Origin of the sequence: Pantoea sp. ICBG 828 (assembly GCF_002928355.1) — a bacterium.
GTDB classification, from domain to species: domain Bacteria; phylum Pseudomonadota; class Gammaproteobacteria; order Enterobacterales; family Enterobacteriaceae; genus Pantoea; species Pantoea dispersa.
This window is the reverse complement of sequence record NZ_POWN01000003.1, coordinates 224,067-247,262: the sequence shown is the minus strand read 5'-3', so window position 1 is coordinate 247,262 and position 23,196 is coordinate 224,067. Positions and strand designations below refer to the sequence as shown.

25 protein-coding genes and 1 pseudogene are annotated in these 23,196 nt (G+C 49.8%); 3 read left to right on the top strand and 23 right to left on the bottom strand.

From position 1 onward, the window contains the following. Positions 1–138: 138 nt before the first annotated feature. Complete coding sequence (locus C1Y43_RS08835; RefSeq protein ID WP_104187991.1) at positions 139–1,821, bottom strand: DUF262 domain-containing protein; 1,683 nt, start codon at positions 1,819–1,821, stop codon at positions 139–141. Positions 1,822–2,065: 244 nt separating this feature from the next. Between C1Y43_RS08835 and C1Y43_RS23805 the strand changes: the two genes are divergently transcribed. Then, positions 2,066–2,263, top strand: a complete 198-nt coding sequence (locus C1Y43_RS23805; protein ID WP_158252663.1) for a replication protein P — start codon at positions 2,066–2,068, stop codon at positions 2,261–2,263. Between the two features lie 116 nt (positions 2,264–2,379). On the opposite strand, the gene C1Y43_RS23800 is transcribed toward C1Y43_RS23805, so the two are convergent. From C1Y43_RS23800 to C1Y43_RS08770, 15 genes and pseudogenes are all read right to left on the bottom strand, one after another. Further along, positions 2,380–2,520, bottom strand: coding sequence for a hypothetical protein (locus tag C1Y43_RS23800; protein ID WP_158252662.1), 141 nt, complete (start codon positions 2,518–2,520; stop codon positions 2,380–2,382). Further along, a complete protein-coding gene (locus C1Y43_RS24100; RefSeq protein WP_104187989.1) occupies positions 2,517–2,843 on the bottom strand; it encodes a four-helix bundle copper-binding protein in 327 nt (108 codons plus the stop codon). Before C1Y43_RS24100 ends, C1Y43_RS23800 begins: the two co-directional genes overlap by 4 nt. A gap of 100 nt (positions 2,844–2,943) precedes the next feature. Then, positions 2,944–3,131 (bottom strand): annotated as a pseudogene (locus tag C1Y43_RS23935) (general stress protein). A gap of 592 nt (positions 3,132–3,723) precedes the next feature. Further along, positions 3,724–4,176, bottom strand: coding sequence for an acyltransferase (locus tag C1Y43_RS08820; RefSeq protein WP_104187988.1), 453 nt, complete (start codon positions 4,174–4,176; stop codon positions 3,724–3,726). Positions 4,177–4,364: 188 nt separating this feature from the next. Beyond that, a complete protein-coding gene (locus C1Y43_RS08815; RefSeq protein ID WP_104187986.1) occupies positions 4,365–5,066 on the bottom strand; it encodes an N-6 DNA methylase in 702 nt (233 codons plus the stop codon). Between the two features lie 126 nt (positions 5,067–5,192). Beyond that, entirely contained in the window at positions 5,193–6,143 is a 951-nt protein-coding gene (locus C1Y43_RS08810) for a DUF1281 domain-containing protein (RefSeq protein ID WP_104187985.1), read from the bottom strand. A gap of 96 nt (positions 6,144–6,239) precedes the next feature. Then, positions 6,240–7,223, bottom strand: coding sequence for an ArdC family protein (locus tag C1Y43_RS08805; RefSeq protein WP_104187984.1), 984 nt, complete (start codon positions 7,221–7,223; stop codon positions 6,240–6,242). Between the two features lie 71 nt (positions 7,224–7,294). After that, a complete protein-coding gene (locus C1Y43_RS08800) occupies positions 7,295–7,906 on the bottom strand; it encodes a hypothetical protein (RefSeq protein WP_104187982.1) in 612 nt (203 codons plus the stop codon). Positions 7,907–7,986: 80 nt separating this feature from the next. Continuing rightward, positions 7,987–8,295 (bottom strand): hypothetical protein, encoded by a 309-nt coding sequence (locus tag C1Y43_RS08795; RefSeq protein WP_059009494.1) that lies wholly within the window; start codon positions 8,293–8,295, stop codon positions 7,987–7,989. Positions 8,296–8,404: 109 nt separating this feature from the next. After that, positions 8,405–8,722 (bottom strand): hypothetical protein, encoded by a 318-nt coding sequence (locus tag C1Y43_RS08790; RefSeq protein ID WP_104187980.1) that lies wholly within the window; start codon positions 8,720–8,722, stop codon positions 8,405–8,407. 78 nt (positions 8,723–8,800) lie between these two features. Continuing rightward, positions 8,801–9,166, bottom strand: coding sequence for a hypothetical protein (locus C1Y43_RS08785; RefSeq protein WP_104187978.1), 366 nt, complete (start codon positions 9,164–9,166; stop codon positions 8,801–8,803). An 88-nt stretch (positions 9,167–9,254) separates the two neighbouring features. Further along, positions 9,255–9,671, bottom strand: a complete 417-nt coding sequence (locus C1Y43_RS08780; RefSeq protein WP_104187977.1) for a hypothetical protein — start codon at positions 9,669–9,671, stop codon at positions 9,255–9,257. A gap of 345 nt (positions 9,672–10,016) precedes the next feature. After that, on the bottom strand, positions 10,017–10,244 hold the full coding sequence (locus C1Y43_RS23620) for a hypothetical protein (protein ID WP_146068654.1): 228 nt from the start codon (positions 10,242–10,244) through the stop codon (positions 10,017–10,019). Further along, a complete protein-coding gene (locus tag C1Y43_RS08775; protein WP_104187975.1) occupies positions 10,237–11,127 on the bottom strand; it encodes an integrase domain-containing protein in 891 nt (296 codons plus the stop codon). The genes C1Y43_RS23620 and C1Y43_RS08775 overlap by 8 nt, the downstream gene beginning before the upstream one ends. Positions 11,128–12,110: 983 nt before the next feature. Continuing rightward, a complete protein-coding gene (locus C1Y43_RS08770; protein WP_146068653.1) occupies positions 12,111–12,962 on the bottom strand; it encodes a hypothetical protein in 852 nt (283 codons plus the stop codon). 241 nt (positions 12,963–13,203) lie between these two features. Here C1Y43_RS08770 and C1Y43_RS23615 point away from each other — a divergent pair, with 241 nt between their 5' ends. Further along, positions 13,204–13,425, top strand: a complete 222-nt coding sequence (locus C1Y43_RS23615) for a hypothetical protein (protein WP_146068652.1) — start codon at positions 13,204–13,206, stop codon at positions 13,423–13,425. Between the two features lie 49 nt (positions 13,426–13,474). Here the strand turns inward: C1Y43_RS23615 and C1Y43_RS08765 are convergent, their stop codons facing one another. The 6 genes from C1Y43_RS08765 to C1Y43_RS08740 form a co-directional block, all read right to left on the bottom strand. Beyond that, complete coding sequence (locus tag C1Y43_RS08765) at positions 13,475–14,995, bottom strand: conjugal transfer protein TraG N-terminal domain-containing protein (RefSeq protein ID WP_104187972.1); 1,521 nt, start codon at positions 14,993–14,995, stop codon at positions 13,475–13,477. Between the two features lie 10 nt (positions 14,996–15,005). Further along, positions 15,006–15,344, bottom strand: a complete 339-nt coding sequence (locus C1Y43_RS08760) for a hypothetical protein (protein WP_104187970.1) — start codon at positions 15,342–15,344, stop codon at positions 15,006–15,008. Position 15,345: 1 nt separating this feature from the next. Next, on the bottom strand, positions 15,346–16,770 hold the full coding sequence (locus C1Y43_RS08755; RefSeq protein ID WP_233209822.1) for an integrating conjugative element protein: 1,425 nt from the start codon (positions 16,768–16,770) through the stop codon (positions 15,346–15,348). Positions 16,771–16,781: 11 nt separating this feature from the next. Continuing rightward, complete coding sequence (locus tag C1Y43_RS08750; RefSeq protein ID WP_168715032.1) at positions 16,782–17,747, bottom strand: TIGR03756 family integrating conjugative element protein; 966 nt, start codon at positions 17,745–17,747, stop codon at positions 16,782–16,784. 2 nt (positions 17,748–17,749) lie between these two features. Next, the gene (locus C1Y43_RS08745) at positions 17,750–18,157 is read right to left on the bottom strand and encodes a TIGR03757 family integrating conjugative element protein (protein ID WP_104187967.1); all 408 of its coding nucleotides are present in this window, start codon (positions 18,155–18,157) and stop codon (positions 17,750–17,752) included. Between the two features lie 133 nt (positions 18,158–18,290). Beyond that, positions 18,291–20,717: an ATP-binding protein gene (locus C1Y43_RS08740; protein WP_104187965.1), complete on the bottom strand. Its 2,427-nt coding sequence runs from the start codon at positions 20,715–20,717 to the stop codon at positions 18,291–18,293. A 130-nt stretch (positions 20,718–20,847) separates the two neighbouring features. On the opposite strand from C1Y43_RS08740, the gene C1Y43_RS08735 reads away from it, so the two are divergent. Then, positions 20,848–21,081: a PerC family transcriptional regulator gene (locus C1Y43_RS08735; RefSeq protein WP_104187964.1), complete on the top strand. Its 234-nt coding sequence runs from the start codon at positions 20,848–20,850 to the stop codon at positions 21,079–21,081. Between the two features lie 452 nt (positions 21,082–21,533). Here the strand turns inward: C1Y43_RS08735 and C1Y43_RS08730 are convergent, their stop codons facing one another. Beyond that, positions 21,534–22,886, bottom strand: a complete 1,353-nt coding sequence (locus C1Y43_RS08730; RefSeq protein ID WP_104187962.1) for an SIR2 family protein — start codon at positions 22,884–22,886, stop codon at positions 21,534–21,536. Positions 22,887–23,196 lie beyond the last annotated feature (310 nt).

Below are 23,196 nucleotides of genomic sequence, written 5' to 3'. Positions count from 1 at the left end.
TAAAAAAATAAAATATTCCTCGCTGATTTATTTCATCGCATACAGTGGAGCGATGCATGGCTTCTCACTATTTTCATGGTTGAAAGGCTGCCTAATAAACAGCCATTTGTTATTAATGTGTTTATTGCTAAGTGCTTTCTAATTTACCTTCCAAACATGCACCGCTTGTTTAGATAACCATTTTTGAAAGTCATTGACAGATTCTAAGTTCCAACTTTGATACTCTGCCACCTTAGATGCTAATTTATAATTAGATTTTAAGTATTCGTTTTTCTTTTCCTCAAAGGAGGCTCGCTTTAAATTGTCCTTATCCATTAAAATCATATTTCCAAGCCTATCCTTAACATCATTTATTCCTTCTCCAAAAGAGTCAAACCAATTCCCTTCAGGATTATAAGGGCAAATATGTTCTAAGGTGGTTTTTTCATCATCACATTGATTGCCTAAGTACCTCTCAACTTCAGCTAAGAGAAATCTAATTTTTTTTGGTGTTTGTCTACTTGGCATCCTGTGAAACTCAAAGGCATTAAAGAAAATATCGTCACCCGGATACAATCGTTTGAATTCGTCACTGTTTTTCACATGGCTAGCTCTTAGATACTCTCCACTAGAAACTTTGATTGCGATTTGATTATAAACCGACTCTTGCTCGCTAGGTGATAAGTGGCAAATGACATTATATCTAATTGATAACACATACATATATCGTGTAAGTTTAACAAATTCTTCTGGCGAGAACTTATTAAAAGCCGCGAGCAGTATAGTTAGGGGCTGTTTTATGTTGAACAGTCTTATGCCACCTAAATAATGTAATGCTTCTTTATATTTTACATCTTGCTCACCCCACCATGAATCATTAGGGTTTATCAATGAAGCATAGATAGGCGAGAAGTTAATTAGTGACTTTAAGTACTTGTAAGCTTCTTCTGGTGTTATTAATGCTTTCCTCATAGATGAAAAGAGATTATTCTTGGTAACTATTTTCCTGTGTGAGTTATGATGATATCTGATGTAATCCGAAACATTACTTTCGCCAAGTTGTGCAATAATTTCCGACCACTGCTCATCTAAATCATCAAGTTCTTCATCCTCAATTTGTTCATCTTTGGTTACAATTGAGAATAAATAGTTCTTAAGTAGATCCGGAGTTGATAATTGAACGCCTCTTGCATTCAGAGTCTCAAAAACTTTGTAGGCATTCAGGTCATCTTGGACAATTATTTTTGTAAATATCATGCTTGATGAAAAGTTAGCTATAAACTGAGCGATTTCTGCGCCTGTGTTACCGAAGTTTTTCTTAGTGAAAAATTCAAAGCACTTACGTAATAGTTTGTTAGTGGCCGTTATCCCACGACTGTTATGAGCCTCTAAATCTGAACATATTCTTTGGAAGTATCTTTTATTATTCCTGTTTAACTCGAGTTTATTAATAACTTTCAATGAAACGAAGTTTTTACTACCTACAAAATTCTTAGTTATACCATCAAGCCGTTCAGTGTTTTCTTCTACATCTTCGCCTCTATCAATTAAGGATTTTATGGCTTTCATGGCTGCCAATACTATTATAGATAAAGTGACCAATCGTTGCTGACCATCAATAACCTCATGCTGGTATTGCTCTTTTTGTTGAAGAACAATATAACCCATATAATGAAAACCTTCATCATCTAGCGCATTGATATCACTCCATAAATCCTCCCATTGACCTATATCCCATGCGTAGTCTCGCTGAAATCTTGGAACTATATATTTGTTTGGCCCACCAATTAGCTCATTAAAATTTTCATTTTTTGGTTCCATTAACATGAATTGCTTAGCCATGTAATTATAATCCTTTTATTAATTGATATTAATATCTTAATGGTTTCGGATGTTTTCTTCCATAATGTGATAATAATTTTGCTTGTTTCTGAAGTGATTAGGATAACCTATCATATTTTGCTGTGTTACTGGACTACAAAGACCATGCGTAATGTCCGCTTTTGGCACAAAGCGGACATGCACTGTAGCTAGTCAAACGTAAGTAGCCAATGTGATCGGTTCGAAACGGTGACTTCCGGCTGGAATGAAGCATGCTTGCGCCCGCAGTTCACCGTTCTGGCCTTCGCCATGTGAGTTTATTCAACGGTGCCGGAAGGGCGAATACAGCGGGGCCGGGCTGCAGGACAAAGACGAGCTGTACGACAACCGAACGGACCGGACGGCGCGGGTGCAGAACAACGCCCTGGGGAAGATGTATCGCACCGTCCGGCGATACATATAGTAGCATCATTTGAAATCATCACAAAATGTAGTATCTGGTCCGCTGCGGGTTCGGCAGAATTGGCGTTTTACCGAATCTGGACAAAAAAATCGGTAATATCGATCGCGCCGCTGGCATCAAAAAAGCCCGGTACAGAACCGGGCAACCAGCTGCGCCGGCATTATCAGAATGGTTTCACTGCCGGCGATTGAGGAAATATCGGCTATCCCGCCAAAACCTTTATCCATATCATCCAGGCTGTTCGTCCCAGGGCTCATGCGGCCATCCTTTTACATTGTTCAGCGCAATGGTGGCAGGCTCTGGAGCAATCCTGGCAATGGTCATGTTCATGCTTCCCACATTCATCACCACATTTCTGACAAACATCAGCGCAAATCCGACAGAGTTCTTTAGCCGTCTCGCTATTAAGTGCCATGAACTGGGCTGCAAGACGACAGATATTTGCACACTGCATATCCAGTTTGATGCACATGCGCATCATCTCCAGGTTCTCTTCCTGAAGGCACGAAGCCGCACAATTATCACATGCCGCTGCACACAGATAGCAGGCCTCAATGCATTTTTTGTATTCGTCTAACATGATTTCCCCTTAGCTAAGGTTACGTATTAATCATGGAAGAGATTGCTGATTATGCAACTGAATGCCCTGTGCGACGTTAACCGCTACCGAGCGGATAATGTCAGGATGACGCCACGTTTTCAGTCTTTCCTCTTCGGCTAACCTTGCCGCCCTTGCGGCCCGCTTCTACAGCGCGCGCCGGATCGTTCCTGAAATTGCCGCCGCTTATCTGACCACCTTTTCTGCCGGCCTGGCCGCCCGCTGCGGATCTTCTGCAAAATTGCCTTTTCCGCTTCTTTGTACTGACATAACGCCTCCGGTTTAAGTTAAGTTAAGCCAGATAAAGCGTAGCCCATATTTTGTACCGCACCGGATAGGTAGCACACAACGTTCATTCTAATGCAGCAACTGCGATACCGCTTTACGTCAAAAAAAATCCCGCACAGGGCGGGAGAAAATTCGTTACAGGGGTCTATCTCTGTACCATTCTGACAGCGAAAAATGAGTTGAGTTCCCGCAGCGGCGCGAGCAGTATCAGCGTATCGTCCGCTTGCAGTAACCGGCTGGAAGATTCATACGTCAGGCATAACGGAGATTTCATGAAAAGTAAAAAAGTGAAAGTCAGCGTGACGTTATTCTCGGGGAGGCCATCGTTGCGCTGCTTGCTGAACAGGTGTCCGTCACGAACGCCGTGCTGCTAGTTAAGCTGAATGAGTTACTGAAAGCTGAAGGAGTAACGTGGCGAAAGGCTGCGATACAGCGTGTCATCAGGGATATCACCAGCGCTATTGCGCCGCGTACAACGAATAACGGCAGCTGAAGAGACCTTCTGCGGGCCAGATGCCCGCATGGCTGCTTAAGCGCAGTATAAGTCTGGAATAAGAATTTGCAGAGGTCATGCTTACAGCTTCCTCAGGAGTCTGGCGGGATTGCCAGCATACACTCCCTTTACCAGCACTGGCTTTGTGACCACGCTTCCTGCTCCAATTACCGCTCCGCTGCAAATCTGCGTTGTTAAAATGGTTGCCCCGCTTCCCACTGCTACTGCGTTGCCTAATACAATATGTATCCAGCTTGCTGCAGAAGCGTCAGGACCACCACTCCTGAAAAGGTCGTTAGCAAAGGTAACACCATGTCCTATAAAGCAGTCCTCGCCTATTGTAACGTTCTCACAGATGAAGGTGTGGGACTGAACTCTGGTCCTGTCGCCTATAACACATCCTTTTTGTATCTCGACAAAGGGTCCGACAAAAACATCATCGCCCAGCTCACATTCATAAATGTTTACCGGCATGACTACTTTCACATTTTTACCTTGTTCTACGTCACGAATACCGCTTTCAATAACCTTCATATCAACTGTGTCCCAACCCGAGATAATTCGGCTCAGAGTAGATCATAAAGTTCCGGACGCCATGCTGTCTTTAACCGAGGCTGGGTCAGGTAAACCACTGCAGGTGATTATGTGCATGTAATTAAAACAGAAAATATTCCGGAGTACAAAAAGAAAGCAGACCTTTATTCAGGTCTGCCTGCTGAGTTTTAAGCTACGTGAAAAAGTTGTTTCTGCCCCTCAGCGACATTCCGCAACCTTTCCGGCCAGCGTTCCCAGTAATGAACCGGCGTTCGTAAAACCCTTCGCCGCTCATCGCTCAGAGCATTTCCGATTACGACTTCTCCGGCTACGCCACTCAGTGAGAGCTGAATGTACGCCATACCTGCGGCCAGCGGATCGATGTCCGTTGCTGAAAACCACAGATGACGGTGTGGTGGATAACCGGCCTCCATCATCACGCTGGCGTACGCCAGCACCATACAACCGGCACCGCAGGCTGGTTCCCAGAGGGTAATGAACGGCTTAACCTTCAGCTGTTCTTCAATATTCCCAAGCTGAAGCTTAGCCATCATACGGGCAATGCTCCACGGGGTAAAAAACTGTCCCCGGTATTTATCACCCATCTCGAGCTGCATAAAAACCCGCCCCAGAAAATCACCTGGCCCCTCTTCCAGCCCGTTCACCACATGGGCAAACAGTTGCGCCAAATTTTTGACGTCAGGCTTTTCATAACGGGACACGATGCGCAGGTACTTCTGTTCACGCTTTTCACAGAACTGCAGGCGATTTTCCAGTGCGATGACGCTGCAGCTGATGAAATCCTCAAACACCTGATGCCGGCGGTGATCACGGGCGGTCTGATTAAAGAGTTTAAGAAAGGCTTTTTCGTGATTAATGACTTGTTTCATGCGTGCTTCCTCAGAAAAGGGAACACGCTTCCTGAAGGGAAACGGTGTTCCCTTCGGGGTGAAAAAACGGCCACAGGTTTCGCTGTGGCCTGACGACAGAGCCGAATTACCGGTTCTGGATTGTCGCTATGCGCGGATACTGCCGTAGTGCGCTGTGGTTACAGCGGGCACTAAAGCAGGTTCTGGCGTAACCAGGTACATACGGGCACCATCACCCGATGCAGACTGGCGTAGCTCCTCAGCCGGGTACGGACCGCTGTCAACATGATCGCCCCGGTCAAAGCAGTTGTAACCTGACGTGCCGGCATCCGGTGAAATCCAGTAGTGCCGGATCTCGCAGTCAAACAACTGTGACATTTCTCCCATGATCTCACCTGACGGCGGATACCAGGGAGACGCAAAGTGCAGCGTGAGCGAACCCACATCATCACGGCTCCAGCTGGCCTGATGGCCTGCCGGGAACTCCATGCCAAAAAGCTGCATGTAAAGTTCTGACGATGTATTGAGCCCCCTGAACAGACCCGTATCGCCGTTGAGTTCGGTTGCCAGACGTGACGGCATCACCATCAGCATGTCACAGGGGCAGGTTGTCTCCGGCATACTGCTGAGCCATTCCCAGCGCTCCTGCGGATCGAACTGGCCACCGGCACCGGCTACACCAAACCAATCGGCATAATGCACGGCCATCAGCTGCGCCATTATCTGCCGGGCTGAAAACGGAATGGCTTCCCATTTCAGCGCATCGATGCCGGACTGCAGCGTGATTTTCTCCATGCGGGAGAGTGTCTTCGTGTCCAGCCACGCATCCTGCTCCAGCAGCTCGATAAAGTGCTGGAATGCCTGGTTAGGTGAAGTCTGCGCTCCCGTACCTGAAGCGGTCAGCATCGGATACGGCGCATAGTCCATGGCCCTGACAGGCTTAAGTATGCCGGCACAGCCAGCGAGAAACAGTTTTATCGCCTGCCGGACGGCATGGCGGTATAGCGGTTTTTCCGTGCCGGCAATCCAGGGCTGCATAACATCAAGGCAGACTGACTTACCGGTGATTTCCAGGCGGTTCTGGCACCATGAAAACATTGTGAAACTCCTCTTGTCGGTTGAAACGAAAAGAGGGCATCTCCCTGAGGAAGATGCCCTCAGGGGGATGATGGCGGCCGCAGCCGCCGGGTCAGATTATGCCGCCTGTTCCGTATTACGGTTCAGGGGCGCAAGTAAATATTCCGAGGCTTCACGTGCGAACCGGCAGGCACGGAAAATTGCCCGTTTGTCTTCCCGAAGTGCTCTCAGCCAGCCGGCAAGATAGCTTTCGTGCTGCACGTCGCCGGTAATACCGAGCTCCGCACAGAGAAAGGCGCTGCCGGTTTCCGCTATCAGCTCTTCGAACGCATAAACCGGGTCACCAAACTGCCGTGACGATGAGGTAATGCCTTCCCGGTTCAGGCGACTGCCGTGCCCGGTGGCATGCACCAGTTCATGCAGCAGGGTGGACCAGTAGTCCGCCTCCGTCCGGAACTGCGATACCGTCGGCATGACTATGCGGTCAGCGCCCGGCCGGTAATAAGCGCGGTCCTGCCGGCGGTGATCGCACCCGACTCCCGTGGAGCTGAATATTTGCTGTACCTGATTCAGCTGTACCGCGCTGAGTTCAGACGGGGATTCTGCCGGAACAGAAACCACACCTTCACCGCTGACGAATTCAGGCAGGCCCTCACACTGTTCAACGTTGAACAGCTGCAGTTGCTTCAGCATGGTCAGTTGCTCCATAACCGGCTCTCCGTCCCGGAACAGCAGATTATCACTGCTGTCCCTGGCCTGTTTCTCAAACGGTTTGTAGATAATGGCCAGCGCGCTGGTTTCATTCTTCCTGACGTGACCTCCCGCAGTTTTAGCCTGCAGGAAAGTCAGCCAGCGATCGGACGTATAACCGTGTTCTTCTGCGGCCATCCAGAGCAGGGGAACGTTAACCCCGCTGTAGGCACGGCCGGTTACGGCATTGACCGGCAGGCAGCTGCCGTGCACGTTCTGAGCCGAACGCCACGGGCGCCGCCAAGGCGGCACGCCATTTTCCAGCGCCACAATGATTTTATCGGTGACCTGCTGATACAGGTCGGTAGTCTGTACTGCTGACGCTTTGGATCGGGCTGTTGTCTTTTTCATGGGATGCATCCTTTGAAAACGGGGCGCATCCCGGCCGGTGGCGGACGATGCGCCACCGGTGAGTGGAAAAATCAGTAAAAACGTAAGGAGCCGTCGGCCATAACCGAACGAATACGGTCACGTACGCTCGCGACCGCACTGTCAAACATCTCCCGATCGGCGGGTTTCGCCCGCTTTGAATCAAGGCGAATGACCTGGTCGAGAACATGTAATGCCTGCGAACGCCAGCTGAGACGTTCAGCATTACCTACACAGGCATGAAAATGGCGCAGCGACTGATCGTAAAGCCAGCGGGTCCGGTCACGATATTCGCTCACCGGTACATACACCTTCAGCGGTGGATGCGTTTCCACATGAAGCGTCAGCGCATTGTTCAGGTTACTGATAACGGGTTTGATGAGCAGATCATGTTGGTCATTCAGCACAGCATCAGACATGCTCTGCGCAATAAAGGTCTGAAAGGAGAATTCCCGTTCGGGTATCAGTGAGTCAGCAAGTTCTGACCAGTCTGCATCCTCCGACGGATTACACCCTGCAGCCCAGGCTTTCAGCCACTCTCCGGGATGATTGTCATCAGGTACACGAAGATAAATCCCCAGGTTCTTTTCAAGTATCAGCGGGCGCTGCATACCCAGGTTCTGTGTGAAAAGCGGACGAAGTTCAGCAGAAGTAAAACGGATCATATTTCCTCCGGATAAAAGAAGGAGGAAACCTCCCCGGGAGGGAAGGTCCCTCCGGGAAGTGTTAATCAGTAAAAACAGATTCAGTCGAAACGGTAACGCAATCCGGCCATTTGCTGCGCCATCTGCCGGCCCGCCCGTAAAGCCTTACGTGCGGAGGCAAACTTACCTGCGCTGCCAAGTTGCTGATACTGCCAGTCACGCGAACTGTAGCCTGTTCTGCGTGAAATGATGGCGGTAAACCCCCCTTCAGACTGAACGACCTCGGCGCGGAAACTACTGTGTCCGCTGCGGTTGGTGAACCATTCAGCCTGCTGCTGACGCATTGCCTCTGCAAGGCAGCTGAGGGCGCGCGATGTGCGGGTGATAAGTAACAGCATTATACTGCTCATGGTTTTCTCCTTAAAGAATGCGGAGAAAACCATCACCGCAGATGCAGGGAGGTTGTCCCCGCATGGGTTAACGCCTTTGTCATAAATGACGCTGGCGTCTGGTTAATGACTAACCGAAGTGATGATATAAAGCGTTATCCGGATCGTCCGGATTAAAGGTTCGGCTGGCAGGAATGTTAACTGTCATGGCGCAACCGCAGGCTGGGTGATAACGATGACGGAAACGATGGATGTAGCGTTTTCCAAACCACAGAACGCGTTTTTCCACTGTCTCCATGTACTGCCAGACTTCACCGTCATTATCAGCAACAGCCGGTTCCTGAAGGGCGCGGTTGGACCTGTGCTTTGCCAGCCTGCTCCACATCCGGTGCCATTCGCTGCTGTTATGTTTAACGAGTAATAACGTATTAAATGCCAGTGTATTCACAGGTAAATCCTCTTCAGTAAAAATAAGAGGATTTATCTCCGTATGGAGAAAATCCCCATACGGGTTAAGTGCATCACCTCAGAAATTTGCTTCGCTATTTTCCATAGACAGAAAGCATTTTTCGTCTTTGACTGCGCTTTTGTAGAAATATGTCCAGGCCTCTTTATCAATACCTTCTGCCATGCGGCAAAGACCGTTAAAGAATGCCTCCCATGATTCAGGTATAAGCTTCCGGACATGCAGTTCAGCCAGGTCCCTGGCGACCGCAGCCATTTCCCAGACGTAAAACGGAAAGCCGTCGTCATCTGTCCCGGTATTCAGGCCAAGACGACGAAGCGCTGCGATACTCAGCAGCTCGCCCTCTGCTTTGGCCAGTGCGACTTTGTGAGCGGTACGCTCGCTGGCACGATGATAAAAATCTGCAGTGAGAATTAAATCGTTCATTGAGGATTCCCTGAAGCGTCGGGGAAATCTGTCCCTGACGGGGACAGAAGTCCCGTGAGGGTGAAAGACTGTTCGTTTAATAAGGCAGTCAGGCGATGTCAGAAAAACCGGCGCTCTGATAAAACATTTTGCGCGCTTCTTCTGTAGCGTCGTCCAGTTCTTTTTCCTGGCGAGACAGGGTAACGCCCTGGTGAAAAGCGGTATTCCAGTGACGACTGTGAACATTTACCCCCAGGAGCGTAAGCTCGGTCACGGCCTCTTCGACAAAGGTGTGTCTTATGAAGCAATGCTCAGTTGCAAAACCAACGGTATGTGCAACATATCTGAGAAAAGTCAGGTAGTCAGGAAGGCCGTCAGCAGGAACCTGAGGATCGGCGTCAACCATGAGTTTGTAACCAAGACGTACGTTAAGCTGAGTTTTAACGTAATCCACCATGATTCTTGCAGAAGCGGGGGAATCACAATTCAGTAACGTGAGCGGATTGATCATTTTGGTATAATGCATGGGTACGATTCCTTATGAAAAAAGGGAACCGTCCCAAAGGGAAAGTATCCCTCAGGGTGAGAATCAGGCCAAAAATGGCTGATGAGTAAATAAGATGTTCAGGAGAGTGAAGCGAAGTAGAGAAGGACCTTAACCACAGGGGTCTCTGTTTTCAAAGGTTAAACAGATTTGTAACCGCCCGAAAGCGCCATCTCTCAGGTTGTGATGGCATTGGCATGTGATTACCCGAAGGCGTTCCTCTCAAATCACCGGAACATTGGCAGTTGTCAGAGACAACGTTAGCAAAATAAGCGTACACAATTCCCGCACCTCAGGCAAGAGTGTCAACGCAAAGATCTCCCCGCATTATTTTTCTCTCAGCACAATCCTGAAAGTTTCAAACAGTGCGCCCTGAGTGAAGTACAGACAGGCATCAGTACGGGTGAACCTGTCACCATAATGGGCATAAGCCTCCTGTAAACAGGCTACCTCGCAATGTCCCCTGTCGATAATGCGTGAAATGTTTACTTTAAACCCTAAAAGCACGCGACAAATAATCGAAACATCACCAGAAATAAAACCATGCTTAATCATGAAGCTCAACCTTGTTATAAATACGCGCCACATAATGCCCCCTGCCATCGCCATGTCCCAGATCCATTGATGCAAGAGCCTGTGCCTCTTCTTTAGTAAAACCTTTTTTCATATGGAGATTCATAACATCAACAGAGTACGCATAACGTAAACTATGGGGTGCATATTTACCGGTTAATCCTGATTCACGGACGACATTGCGATAGCGTTCAATGGCCGTGTGTAATGATGGTTTATCGATTAACTTGCCATTATTTTCACTCAGATGTTTAAGAGACGCATTGATTGCAGCCAGAGTCGCATCACGATCTAATACCGTGGTATCTCTTGGGCGCCCTCCTTTTGTACCGAATACAATGCGTATTTTTTCGTCCCCATTCAGTAACGCTTTTTGCCAGGTACGCAATGATTTAGCAGACTGAACTGTTTCTTCCGTTCTTAAACCGAGTAATCGGGATAGCTTCATTGCGCAGGCAATGCCCTCATCCTTTTGCTCTACACTCGTTAATACCTGACGAAAATAAGTATCGGGAATGGCAACCTTCGTTCCGTCCCGGCTCGTTTCCGAAATCCCCAGGGCCTGGTTGCTCAGTTTTTCATGAGAAGGATTAGCCATGAGTGTCTTTCCTGCAACCCGCAGTAAAGCGCGGATCGCCGCCATTTCATTTTGAAGAGTGCGCCTGGAAATTTCTTCTGAAAGGCGACTTTTCATATACAGTTCGATATGCGACGTTTTAATGTTCTTGATATCTCTGATTTGAACATTAAGCCTTAATAAACGTTCGGCAAACCTGTCAGCAATTTTCATTCGGTCAGAAACAGTTTTAAAACTTCCCCCCGCCTGTCTGGCAAGCGTTTTAAGATTTTTATTCAGTTTTGCCATAATCCCCCCTCCACTTAAACAGGTGTCAGTGCTTTTCCGTCTGTGTGAACGGAAAAGCACTGACACCGACTGCACCACAGCTACAGACGATGAATTTCACCCCGACGGCACGGTTTATTGTTGCGCTTCCTGCGTCTCGACAGATATCTGTGCATCGGGGCGGCGAAATGTTGAGTTATTGCGAAGCTCCCCAGGTCTCTGACCTGTTCGCGGTTTGCACCGGGCTGAAATGAATCAGTCTGCTTCCACGCACCAGTGTGTTGACTGGTGTCGCCATCGATATCGTGTCGATTTTCTCCTCTTTTAATGAAGTCCCTGGCCGTTTTTACGGTTAAGACGTTTGATTGATAAGTGAACAAACAGTGAATGAAGCACGTCTTTAAGGCGCTTAAAACCTTTGAGTACGTGTTGGTCAGTTGGTAAAGAAGTTGTTTAAACGGCAGTGCGTCAGCGCTGCCAGTTATGCGCTGCGCGCGTCACTTGGTACTCGTTTCACTCGAACGCAAGTGACGCCGCGCTCCTCTGCTCTCAATGCAGTCGTGGAAGATGCCCAAATGTTCAAATGGTCATACCCACGTCGCAAAGTTTGCAACCGGAATTCAGCGTCAGCACGAAAGAGTAAACGTTGGCGAAAAACGCCGTGGAGATGAAAAAGCCCTGAACAGGCATTGAAAGAAAAGGACCTTCGTCGTTGTGCGACCTCCGTTTTCAAAGGTTAAACGGAGTTACCGCCCTAAGGCACCGTCTCTCAGGTCATGACGGTTTTGGCATGCAATCACCCGAAGGCGTCCCTCTCAGATTGCCGGGACATTGGCATGTTGCTTTACGCAACGGTACAACGAGGGAGATGTTAGATCGAAGCATGATCCTTTTACAAGTTAAATGTCATAGCCTCATGTGAATCATATAAGATAACGAGTCTGAAGCAGGTAGCGAATAAAGGTTCAATAAATTATTAGAACTCTACGCCATTTCGAAACTAGTTAGAAGGAACGGAACAGTGGTAACCTCCCCCATGTTCTAGAATACTCCATGCTGAATAATTGCTGTGCAAAATCCAAAGTTAAATCCCTATAGCTTTCCTTATAAAAGTCTCTTATTTTAGTATTTTCAATGATAATGCTAGAAGCAGGGATTTCAACTACGCCTGTTGAGGACCTGTTCATTATTACCCACTCTTCTCCTTCCATTTGATCCGAAGGGAACATTAAGTATGAGTACAGGACATCCTCTGCAGGTATGCTTAACTCAATCGATATAGATCCATAGCCACCTTTATCATTGGTGTCAGTAAAAGAGTTAAGCACGTCCATATGAACAGGTATTTTTTCTTTACCTAATAAATCAGCTGCAGATTTATACAGCATGAGTAAGTCACTATAATTAAGATGTCCAGAAAAATGAGATGATACTGTTACTTCATTAATTTTTTGTCGAGGCAATTCTTTGGGGCCGATTTCTCGCCTTAATTTTATATGAGTAACTCCCGCATCATTTAAAATCCCTTGCAGGTGAAGATAAATATGTTTCAACTCACCGGCGATTTCATTTAACTGTGGTTTACTCAGGGAAGCAATAAATGCATCAACCTCCTTGCTATACCTGGTGTATATTCTGTCATCATCAATTGGCACGTCATTTACATCAAAAGTCCTTGACATTAGCCGCAGTAAAATTGCATATCCATCTCTTTTTTTACCACTAAACCCAGTAACAAATCCGTATGGTTCAATATGGCTTCCATAACCAATGCATGCTGATAAGAGCTCACTTGTTAATTGAAACTTAGAATCACTGAAAAGCGAATTAATTCTATGCGTTTTGGATGAGACCATTTTTTCACCAGTATGTTTTAAAGATGAACTTCATTTTTCGCACCTTACTATAACATCTCTGTGAGAAGTGGGTTTTGTAATAAATTCAAAATTCATCCGATGGACAACTTGATAGAACCCTAATGTGGTACCTGATGAAACGAGCCGTCTTACTGTTCAAAAATTTGCCAGTAGTGCTGTTTTTTAGTAATGTGATTCGACATGACAATCTTTGCTTTGTGTTGTGAACGAGGAAGATCTTATGGCAAGTGACTGGAATGAAGAGTTAGAGAAATACGAGAGTGGTCGTAGTTTTGGGGACGACGTGAGAGACTCTGTAAAGACAGCTTGCACAGCAGCTTCTTTGATTGTTTCAAAACTACCTGCTTCGACTAATAAGACCAAAAAACCTAAAGACGGGTTTCGTGATGGTGCTGAAGGTTATGGGTGGTATGTAGGCAATTTCAGGATAGATCGTGATTAGAGGCTGTCAGCGATGAAACTGCCAGCCTCAGCACTAGTTATAATGAGTATTAGACGAGTTTCTTCACCCCAGCTTTAACAGCCTCTCCTGCCATCGCCCCCCCTTCTTGTCCAGCCTGTTGAGCTTGAGCGCCACCCTTAATGAATCCCTCAGCAATGCCACCAATTTTTACCCCTATCCAGCCAAGCATGCCCACCCAGAATGCCGGAAAAACTACGTACATCATTCCCAGCACAAGATTCATTATCCATCCATCACGAGGTGAACTAAGGAAATCCGCTATAGGTTGACCTGAAGCAAGCCCATTAGCCGCAAGACTTGAGTACAAAATAGTGATCAATCTGTCATCAAGCCATCCTGCCAGCTCCCACCAGAAGGTGATGAACTGCAATGCAAACAGTGCAAATGATATGGTAACCACTGTTTTGGGCTCGTAAGCACTGAACATCATCAGCACCGGTATCACAGTGATAATCATCATCTGCAGAAGCGCCTGAATCATCGGAAGCGCCTGTTTCAGCGCATCGAAGCCAGGAAGTGCTTCTACCTGCTTCATACCTAAACCTACAGTAGATGCCAGCCGTGACAGATTTCCGCCAATACCGGAGGCGGTGTCATCTGCACCGGCCATGTAAGTAACACCGCCTCCCGAAAGTCCGGCATTTCGCGGGCTTACTATCCACCGCAGCACGACCTCTTCCCATTGCTGACCGGGAAATTGCCTCTGCACTTCTTTACGTGTGTAATCACTAAAGGTGGCCAGCACGCGAGTACGAAGCCCCGAAGAGCCATCGGACCACCACGTTTTACAGGTGGGATAGCCGCCCTGACCGGTGTCCGGATATCCGCTGTCGCGGGAGCTGTTATAGGGCCACTGGCTCCTCGGGGTGGTGGCGGTGTAGTAGTCGTAATAGCCCGACGTGTTCAGGAAGTAGTCGCTGCCAATCCAGCCTACCGAGTTAATGGTGGCATCGCTGAGCTGACTGTTGCTGTTCTTGAGCCGGAAATAGGCCCTTGAATAACACTGATCTGCAAAGTCCTGGACCTCCTGCAGCAATACCGGGTCACGCAGCTTCGTGTTCTGCACGTCAAAGCGCATCTGGCGCAGTTGCGTGCCGCAGGGAATGGACGCAATCATGGCTTGGGTGGTGCCCTTAGAAATCATATGCAGCAGATACCACCAGATGGGCACCTGGGCGGTACGACCGTCAAAGTCATTGACTAAACCGCTGTAGCCCGAGTTCTGCGGCGTGGGTACGCTGATGCCACACTGCTTTGCCCGGGAACTGTCGAATTTGATGGTGCTGATATCTACTGGCAGCAGCGGGATGCAGCAAAAAAGCATCACCACAAATGAAACATAAATGGCATGCTCAATGCGCGGGAGCGCCAGTAATCCTTTATTCCCTTCGTCTGCACCTTCCTCACGCACCTTGAGCCACACGCCCATGACCTTAAAAACCAGCGGCAGCGCGAAGAGCCCTGTGCTGCTGAGAATGGTCCACATGGCATTGTTCATCACCCAGCCAAAGAGGACCAGAAAATATTCCAGGTAACTGTTTGCTGTCATGATCTTCTCCTTATGCCGTGCCGGTCCAGGCCACGCATTCCGTGGCCAGAATAAACAGAACCCCGAGCAGCTCGGTGCGCGGCAGGCGGGCACGAGCCTCCGGCCACCGCTTCAGAAGCTGCGGGCGGATCTTCAGGCCCCAGGCTGCAGCGATGCCGGCATACATCACAAGTCGCCAGGCAAACAGCCCCCACCGGCTCTCATGCAGCCAAAGGCGTGTCAGCTGGCCGTCCGGGTCATACGCCATAAAGACCGAAGCCAGCGCAAACATGGCCACGGTTACCAGCAGTAAGGGGAGAAGCATGAGTAATATGCGGCCCGCACGGCCGCGAACAGAGGAGAGTGTCATATCAGTTTGCTCCGGAAGACTGCGTCTGGTTCATCTGGCTGAAGCCCTGATCCTGATTGCCGGCTTTCTGCTGCAGCTGGTTATCCTGGTTACGCTCTCCCTGACGCGCCAGCGTGGTCAGCAGGCTGTTGTTGCTGATGGATTTGCGCAACTCCATCTCGTTACGCAGGGCGCTGAGCTCGCGGTCAAGAGCATCAATGCGGCGGTCGCCTTCAGCAAGCGCCTCGGGTTGCTCAGCGGCGTTTGGCTCGGATTCGCCGGTGGTCAGCATGCGCCGCATGGTCAGTGCTGTTTCCACTGTGTCAGCCATCGCCAGCTCGCCGGCCAGGCGCTGAACCAACGCGACCTTGTCCGGGTCATCGCGCAGTGACTGAATAACGCCGCGCGTTACAACAAGGCTGCCGGTTTTAAGCGCCGCCAGGTTATCGGCCGTTGGCTGCAGTTCACCGCCGACCAGTTTACCCAGCTGTTCCAGATTGGCTTTGGTAGCATCTTCAAGCACGGGTGAGAATCCCGTGCCGGCGACAGAACTGCCGGGCTGGTTTTCAGCCCCGCCGCTTGTGCATTCGCTGGTTTCTCTGCAGGTCCGGATCGAACGATCGCCAAGCACCTTAACCACCGCCGCTGCCGCATCATCCGAGGTTTTCCAGCGCTGGCAGACCGTGCCGTTGCAGCTGGCGGAGCCCACGCTGCTGTTGCTGGTCACCGGCAGGCTGTTCATCATGTTATAACCGGCTTTAGCCAGGTCACGGGTCGGCTGAATGGCCTGCTGGCCTTTGCCTCCGCGCTTCTGACCGCCAACCCAGGTTACGCCTTCTTCACCGGTGGCCTTCTGCAGCTGCTGGTCGCTGGAGACGGCGTCTCCGCCGCTGGACGCCACAATATCCTTATATTCTTCAGATACAGCAGCCTGCTGCCACTTGCTGCCCAGGGTATAGTCAGCAAGCTTTTTCGACATATTCTGGCAATTGAGTTGCGCTTTATCGAAGTTGAGCCCTGCCTGCAGCACCCCGTTGGTGAGCATTTCATACAGCCCGGGATTAGCACGCTGAATGGCCATTGCCGGCATGCTCATAACCGCGCCGGTCGCGCCCTGAATCACGTTGCCCATAAGGTCCTTGAATCCGCTGGTGATGCCGTTGAGCTGATTGCCTACGGTCGTTTTCAGGTCAAAGTTGCCGCACATGAGGTCACTGCTCCACCCACCGTTCAGCCCCAGTCTGGACATATTGCTGCGGCTCGGTGGCGGTGAGATCACTGAGCCGCCACCAATAGAGTAAAAAAGTCCGTCATTAATCGCGCCGCTTACTGACGCACCGCCGGACGAAAGTGACGTGTCCACAGCCAGTGCCGGCAGGGAGAGAAAGGCGGAGAAGGCTAATGCCGCCAGAGGGCGGTAGAGCCGCTGCGAATACTGCTGTTTCATCTGCTTAGTCCTCAGGAGAAATCGGTGCTGTAAAGGAAGGTCTGGCCACGTCGTTTGCAGCAGCTGTAGGGCTGCCACAACGCCCAGGCATAGTTGCCGTTTTCAGCTATCTGCCCGCCAGTGTCGGGGAACACCGCGCAGCTCTGCGAGAGCTGGGGAGAGAGACGCTGCCATTTGTGATTATTTGTGCCGGTATTTTCCTGGACGGGGTCGGGTGGCCAGTAGCCCGGCGAACGCTGCCCGGTGAGCGGGCTGTAGACATGCAGCTGTCCCTGGCGGGTGATAATGTCGGCCACGCGCTGCACCACAACGGCCGCCGACTTGTAGCTGTCGGTCTGCGTGACAAAGCCGCTGCGGGGATAGACATTCCCCCACATGTTGCCGCTGGCCGTGCTGCCAATCTCACGCTGTCCCGGGATTAACGCCTCCGGGTAGAGCGATTCCGGTACGCCGGTGCGCCAGGCAAGCGCATCGAGGCTGCTTGTGAAGTACGGCATAAAAGGCGCGGCGGCACTGTCACAGGAATACCCAGGCACCATTCCGCCGATGAGTCTGGTAGCTGGATGGCCGTACGCATCGCCGTAGTAAAAGTGCAGGTTCTGCTTGCGATTGCCGGGCGCCTTCATTTCCTGCCGTCCGCCACCGGTCGCCACACCTGCAGCGCCTCCCAGGAGCGCACTCTCGGCGCCATCAGCCAGGCTGCTGACGGCCGACATCTCCGTCCAGGGATTGGCTCCAGGGCTCAGGTAGGCTGAAACCACGGCTTCCGGAATGAAATGAGTGACCTTCACGGAGGTTTTAACGGAGCAGCCGAAAGGCGTGCAGAAAAGCCAGTAACAGATACCGCTGATGCGCCAGCTGATACAGTCAGGACTGGCGGCGCTTGAGAGCAGACTCGCGGTATTGACGCTGGCCATCGTGCCGGTGCAGGCCATTAACGTGGCGAGTGCCAGCCGGCGCGGGCGGGAGAAAGACATTTTCACTGTGCAGACTCCTTCCGGGCGTTCAGCTGCTGCGTGGCCACGCCGACGTCCGTGGTGCCGTAGACCACCCACTTGTCGTCAAACACCACCGCGGGGTATTTCTCAAGACCCAGCGACCAGGCGTGCATGAGACCAGCATAGGTTCCGGCAAGGTCCTGCTGACGCTGCTTAAACGCAGGCGAATTGATGACAGCCCGCGCCTGCTGTTCAGCCTGTGCCGGGTCTGCCGGCAGCGGGCCGAAGAGATCCGCCTGCAGCCGGTCAGGCGCATCCAGCATAATGACAGTCACGTCAGGCCCGGGGTTACCCGTTACGGGGTGGGCGCTGTCGGTATAAATGACGGTGCCGGCATGGGCGCCGGCGGTTAGTAACAGTGCTGCGAGGCAGCAAAATGAAAATTTCATGGAGAACACTCCCTGAGTGAGTAACCTGCTCAGGGTGCGTTCAATAACAGGGCCGGTCAGTAATTAACTCTGAGCCCGGCGCTGATAATTTCTCAGCGCGCAGGCTGGTTGAGAAAACCGTGATTCCGCATGATCAGGATGCCCCCCCGATGGTGCTGTCGCGGCGCCACTCCAGATAATCCATTTCACGGACAAAACCTGCTGCAGCTGCGTTACGCTCTATGCTCCATCGGGTTTCGCCCTCCACGATAAATGGAAGCCACTCTGCAGGAAGGCTTTGTTCAGGCGGGTGTTCAGCGTCCTGTTCATGGAGGTCTTCCGCCTCAATGCCGGCTGGAGTATTTCTGGCAAACCAGAGGTCGCTATTTTCCCATGCACGCATGGCCCACGCAGCACGTGCTTCCTCATCTGAATCGGTCGCAATGGCAAGGAACTCAACCACCCAGTCGTTTAAAGCCTCCTCAGTAGCGTCGGGTAAAAGGGACAGGTAATGTGTTTTACGGGAAGCCAGCCACATCTGCTCTTCAGCTTCAGCTGCCCGTTGCTCATCGATCAGAATGTCGGATGCATCATCCTCTGCAGCGTACCAGTCATCCAGAGCCTGCTGTTCCCGTAACCGTTCTGACTGATTCTTACGGGCCTGCTCAATGCCGGCAGCCACTGCACTATCCCAGTCAGACCTTACAGGCGCCGTTGCAGCGGCGCCCGTCAGTTGCTGGTTAAGAAAATCAAGCCGTGACATATCTTCAGGGGCCGGCTGTGCGCTTACAGCATCACGAATGCCGGCATCACTGATAACGCCGGGGAGTCCTTTTTTCTCCCGGCCGGTGCTGGCACGCTCAGTCAGATAACGCTCTCTCCAGGCTGTTCCGGTTGCGCGTTTACCCTCTGCCTCCAGGCTGGTCGTGTACTTCATCAGCCAGACGTGCATGTAACGCTGGCGATCGGGTGCGCACAGGGTGCTGATATCATGGAAACGCTGATAAAAAGTTTCGTCGTGGCCACAGTCCAGGCTGTCGCCCTGGTGTGCCACCTCGTGCTCCGTCAGGCTGAACAGCTGACTGGCAGTCTGCAGCGCATCGGACTTCAGCCGGCGGACGATATCAATGTTGTAGGCAATGTAGGTCTCTCCGTCCGTCCAGGCATCAGCAGACGTGGACTCACCCAGCAGAATTTGAAAGCGTTTACCCCCGTAAGAACGTGACTGATAACCCGCTTCGCCTCCCGAGCAGACAGCAGCATACTGGGTAAGGCACCAGCGCAGCGCTGTCCATGCACGTCGGGTTTCCTTATCAAGCTGTTTCTCGCTGATCATCTGCGTGCGGTCTATAAAGTTTGCGCTGAGGGTGTCGAAATCAATAAGTACCAGCTCAGACTGCCAGCCGGAGCCCCATCGCCGGTGCCGGGGTAGCTGTTCACGGTACGCCATCAGGTTTGCGCGTACGCGGCTCAGACTTTCCATAAACTCTTCCGGCTCGTAACAGCCGAAGCGGGACAGCGTGACAGGATGCACCACTGGCGCGATACCGGCCCGGGCAATGATTTCCCCGCGCGGAACATCACGAGCATACCGCGCGAGGGTGAAGCAGTTTTTGTCGGTTGCCGCCGGGTAATAGCGGCACTTACGAATGAAGTGCTCAAGCGTGACGTGACGTTTGCCGGGCAGGAGCGTGATGACCTCTTCATCGTTCATCAGCTTCTGCAGGTCGCCCTCTCCGGAAAGCAAAGCGCGGGCGGTTTTCTCCCGACGCGCTTCCGTTTTACGATATTTCCCCTGATTGTCAGAGAAGGCGGTGGCAAGCTGGCCAAACCGGGCGGCAATTGTTTTCCAGACAGGGCAGCTTTTGCGAAGAATTTCAGTACGCGAGACGTTAAGCGCGATGGGTTTTTTACTGACGATAAGGCCACCAACGCCCCAGATGTGTCCTGGATCATGACGCACCAGGACGCCCTGATTGTATACCGACACCGCACCGTCTTCCCGGAGGCGATACCAGGCCTGATCGTCCTCCGCATCCCACTTCTCCAGTGCCGGCTGGCGGGTAATGATGGTGCCGTTGAGGTGCACCGTGACGGGTGTATAGCGCACCAGATCGCGGATTTCCTGAATGCATGACATGCGCTCCTGACTGGTCAGCGGTTCATACCACTCACCAGTGATATGGCAGCCTGGCTCAGCCTCCGCAATTTTTTCCAGGTCATAGTGATAACCCATTTCACGCGTATCAACCGACATCTGCCAGCGCTGCGAACGCCAGAGTGTTCGGGCGTGCGCCATGATCTGGCCACGCCCCAGACGAAAGCGCCCGTAGGTCGCATCACCTTCCTGATGTGGCGTGCCGAAACGCCCGAAATAGCGCTTTACGTCATCATATGACGTAAAACCGCGTCCATCATCCCGACAGGAGAAGCCCTCCGGGGTAATGTCGATGATCACCGCGCCGGCACCGGCGTCGACGCTGTTCATGATGAGTTCTATGACGGCCTTGCCGACAGAGCCGGCCTGACTGTAAATAATGTGGTGAATAATCTGCGGATCGAGTTCAAAGGGATAGCGCATCAACAGGCTCCTGTTTGTAGACGGAAGTCCATTTTCTGTGAATGCGCTCTGGGTGAAATAAACAACTGTGATTACCATTATGAAAGAATAGATGGCACTGATGAGGCAAGAGTGACCCCGGTGGAGGCATATGGAACTGAAAGACACTGTAGCAGAATCACTGGAAAGAAGGGGCTTATGGCGACGCGCTGCACGCCGCTGGCTGACCGTGATGGATCAGATTACGGAAGATGCCGAACGCGAGGCCATAGCCCGCCGCAGAGAGCGATGTCTGGATATGGCGGCCAATCTCACGCCTGATGGTCGCAGAAGCGAAACACGGCGTCTGTATAAGATTCAGAGCCGTTTCAGTGATGGATATTGATGCAGGAAAAGTGGAGCTGCCGTAACGACAAAACAAAAGCCTCATCCGTTTGGATAAGGCTTTGACCCGGTGTGAGAGGAATGATTGGACGGGTATATAGATCACACCAGGCAAGTATTTAAATACAAAAACACGTTTGTTTTGTCAATTGTTTTTTTGCATTCACTTGACAACTCGTTTGCATTTTACTTGACCGCGTATTTGCATTTCACTTGGTCATCTCAAACAAAAAAGCAGTCAAAACCCGGCCAGATTAACTGGCAGCTAAGAGCGAGGATCGGACGTAAAACAACTGTAAAAAAAACTATTTAACTCAGGAAGATATGTCAAGATTCAGTGAAAATGTCTAATCACTGGCTCGTTAGATATGCCCATATGTTGAAAAGGCTGCTGCAAAAAAGTCTCTCGCAGCGGCCTCTTTAATATAACGTCATTGTGTGCATTATCTTTAATTATGGGTTTAACTCAAATTGTTCCCCGTTTATTAACTTTCGCAATAAGTCAAGTGCCTCAGGTGAGTATTTTCCGACACCACTTTTCCCAGATTTAATGAAAACATGATAATTGTTGTCTGATGCTTTAATGTTGAAGTCGGTTAGTTTTCTTAATTTTTCGAATTCTTGATTAACATAGTGCCACGATCCCATATCGAGAATCCTTGCCAGATCAGACATTGTATATGGGAAACTAGCATTTAGTGCCTGCCCATTATTGAGTTCAGCGATTCCATACATTTTAGCTAATGCATCATCATGCTCTGCAATATTGCGGAACATCTCAAAATCGTATGGAAGCTCTTGTTTAACTAGGGATTCTGATGCGAATGTGTACGTTCTGGCTAGAAATGCACGCACAAGTTTTGGATTAACGCTAATTTCCGGTGTATTAGATGATAACGCATCAAAAATCCAACCGAAATCATTTGCGTATATCACCTTGATTCGAACGCTTTTATTCTCACCAACACCGATTAGCAATTCCTTCTGATGAGAACCCGTGGCCTCGCAGTCCTTACTGAAGGAGACAAGATAAATATTTGGAATCAATGCATTATTGGGAGCGATGATTTCATCAATATCAGAGAGAATTGCCTTAATGTTTTCATCATTGATACTGTATCCAAAGAAAAACAAGGGGTGTTCAGCAAAATATGTTAGCAATTTTGCACTGATATATTTCTTGCGTTTATAGAAATCAACATAATCTTCATTTGTAATAACAATACTTTCAACTTCATGACTGCTACCATGAATTTTCATGATTTCGCCATAAGATGAATAATTCACTTTAACAACGTTATGACCAACTATGGCCTGATAATTGTCAAATATTTTTTCTAATGTGTCGTCATAATTTGTTGTGATTATGGCATGAGGTTTTACTTTCCTTAATTTCTGAACTTCCTCTGTATATTCCATGTTCGAGAAATCAACGGAGTTTGATAATTCATTCAGAATGGATGCAATTTCATGCTTAATATAAATATCTTTTGGAGTCGTTCCTTCAAAGTATGTTTCTGGATAGCGCTCCTTGCCATCATCCCAAGCCCATTCAGCATAGAAGTCACAAAAATCGCTAGCAATCAATGGTTTGTTATCACCCCTTGTTTGGCTGTAGTAACCATAAGGGCGTTTGATCAAGGGGCATATTTCCGCTAGTTGCTTTAACAGACCTTCCCAGTCAGGCGCTTTTATATATCGTTGTGAAATACCTGCACCCATGAATAAAATGGGTTGGACTTGTAAGTTTTCAAGGCAAGATTTAACATCTTCGATTATTTCTTCTTGATATTCTGTAAAGTCCATATAGTTACCTCAGGGATAGGTGATTGCTATGTGATGCACCGCGGAACGGTTCGGGGCTTTGTGACACGCAAACTTTACCCCGGTTTCCCAGCGTTTCCTTTGTATATATACCCATGATACTTCAAGTTGCAGGAGCCGGAGACCAAGGCAACAGTAGCGGTAACTTGTTTAAGTACTACCATCCTACATCTTGAGGTTCTTGGGTATAATATCATTGAAGTTAATTGCGTTTCTCAGAAATCTTCTTAGGATGTGATTGCAATAACGGCAACACAGCGCACACATCGCGGCTGAACAGTGAGTATGAAGT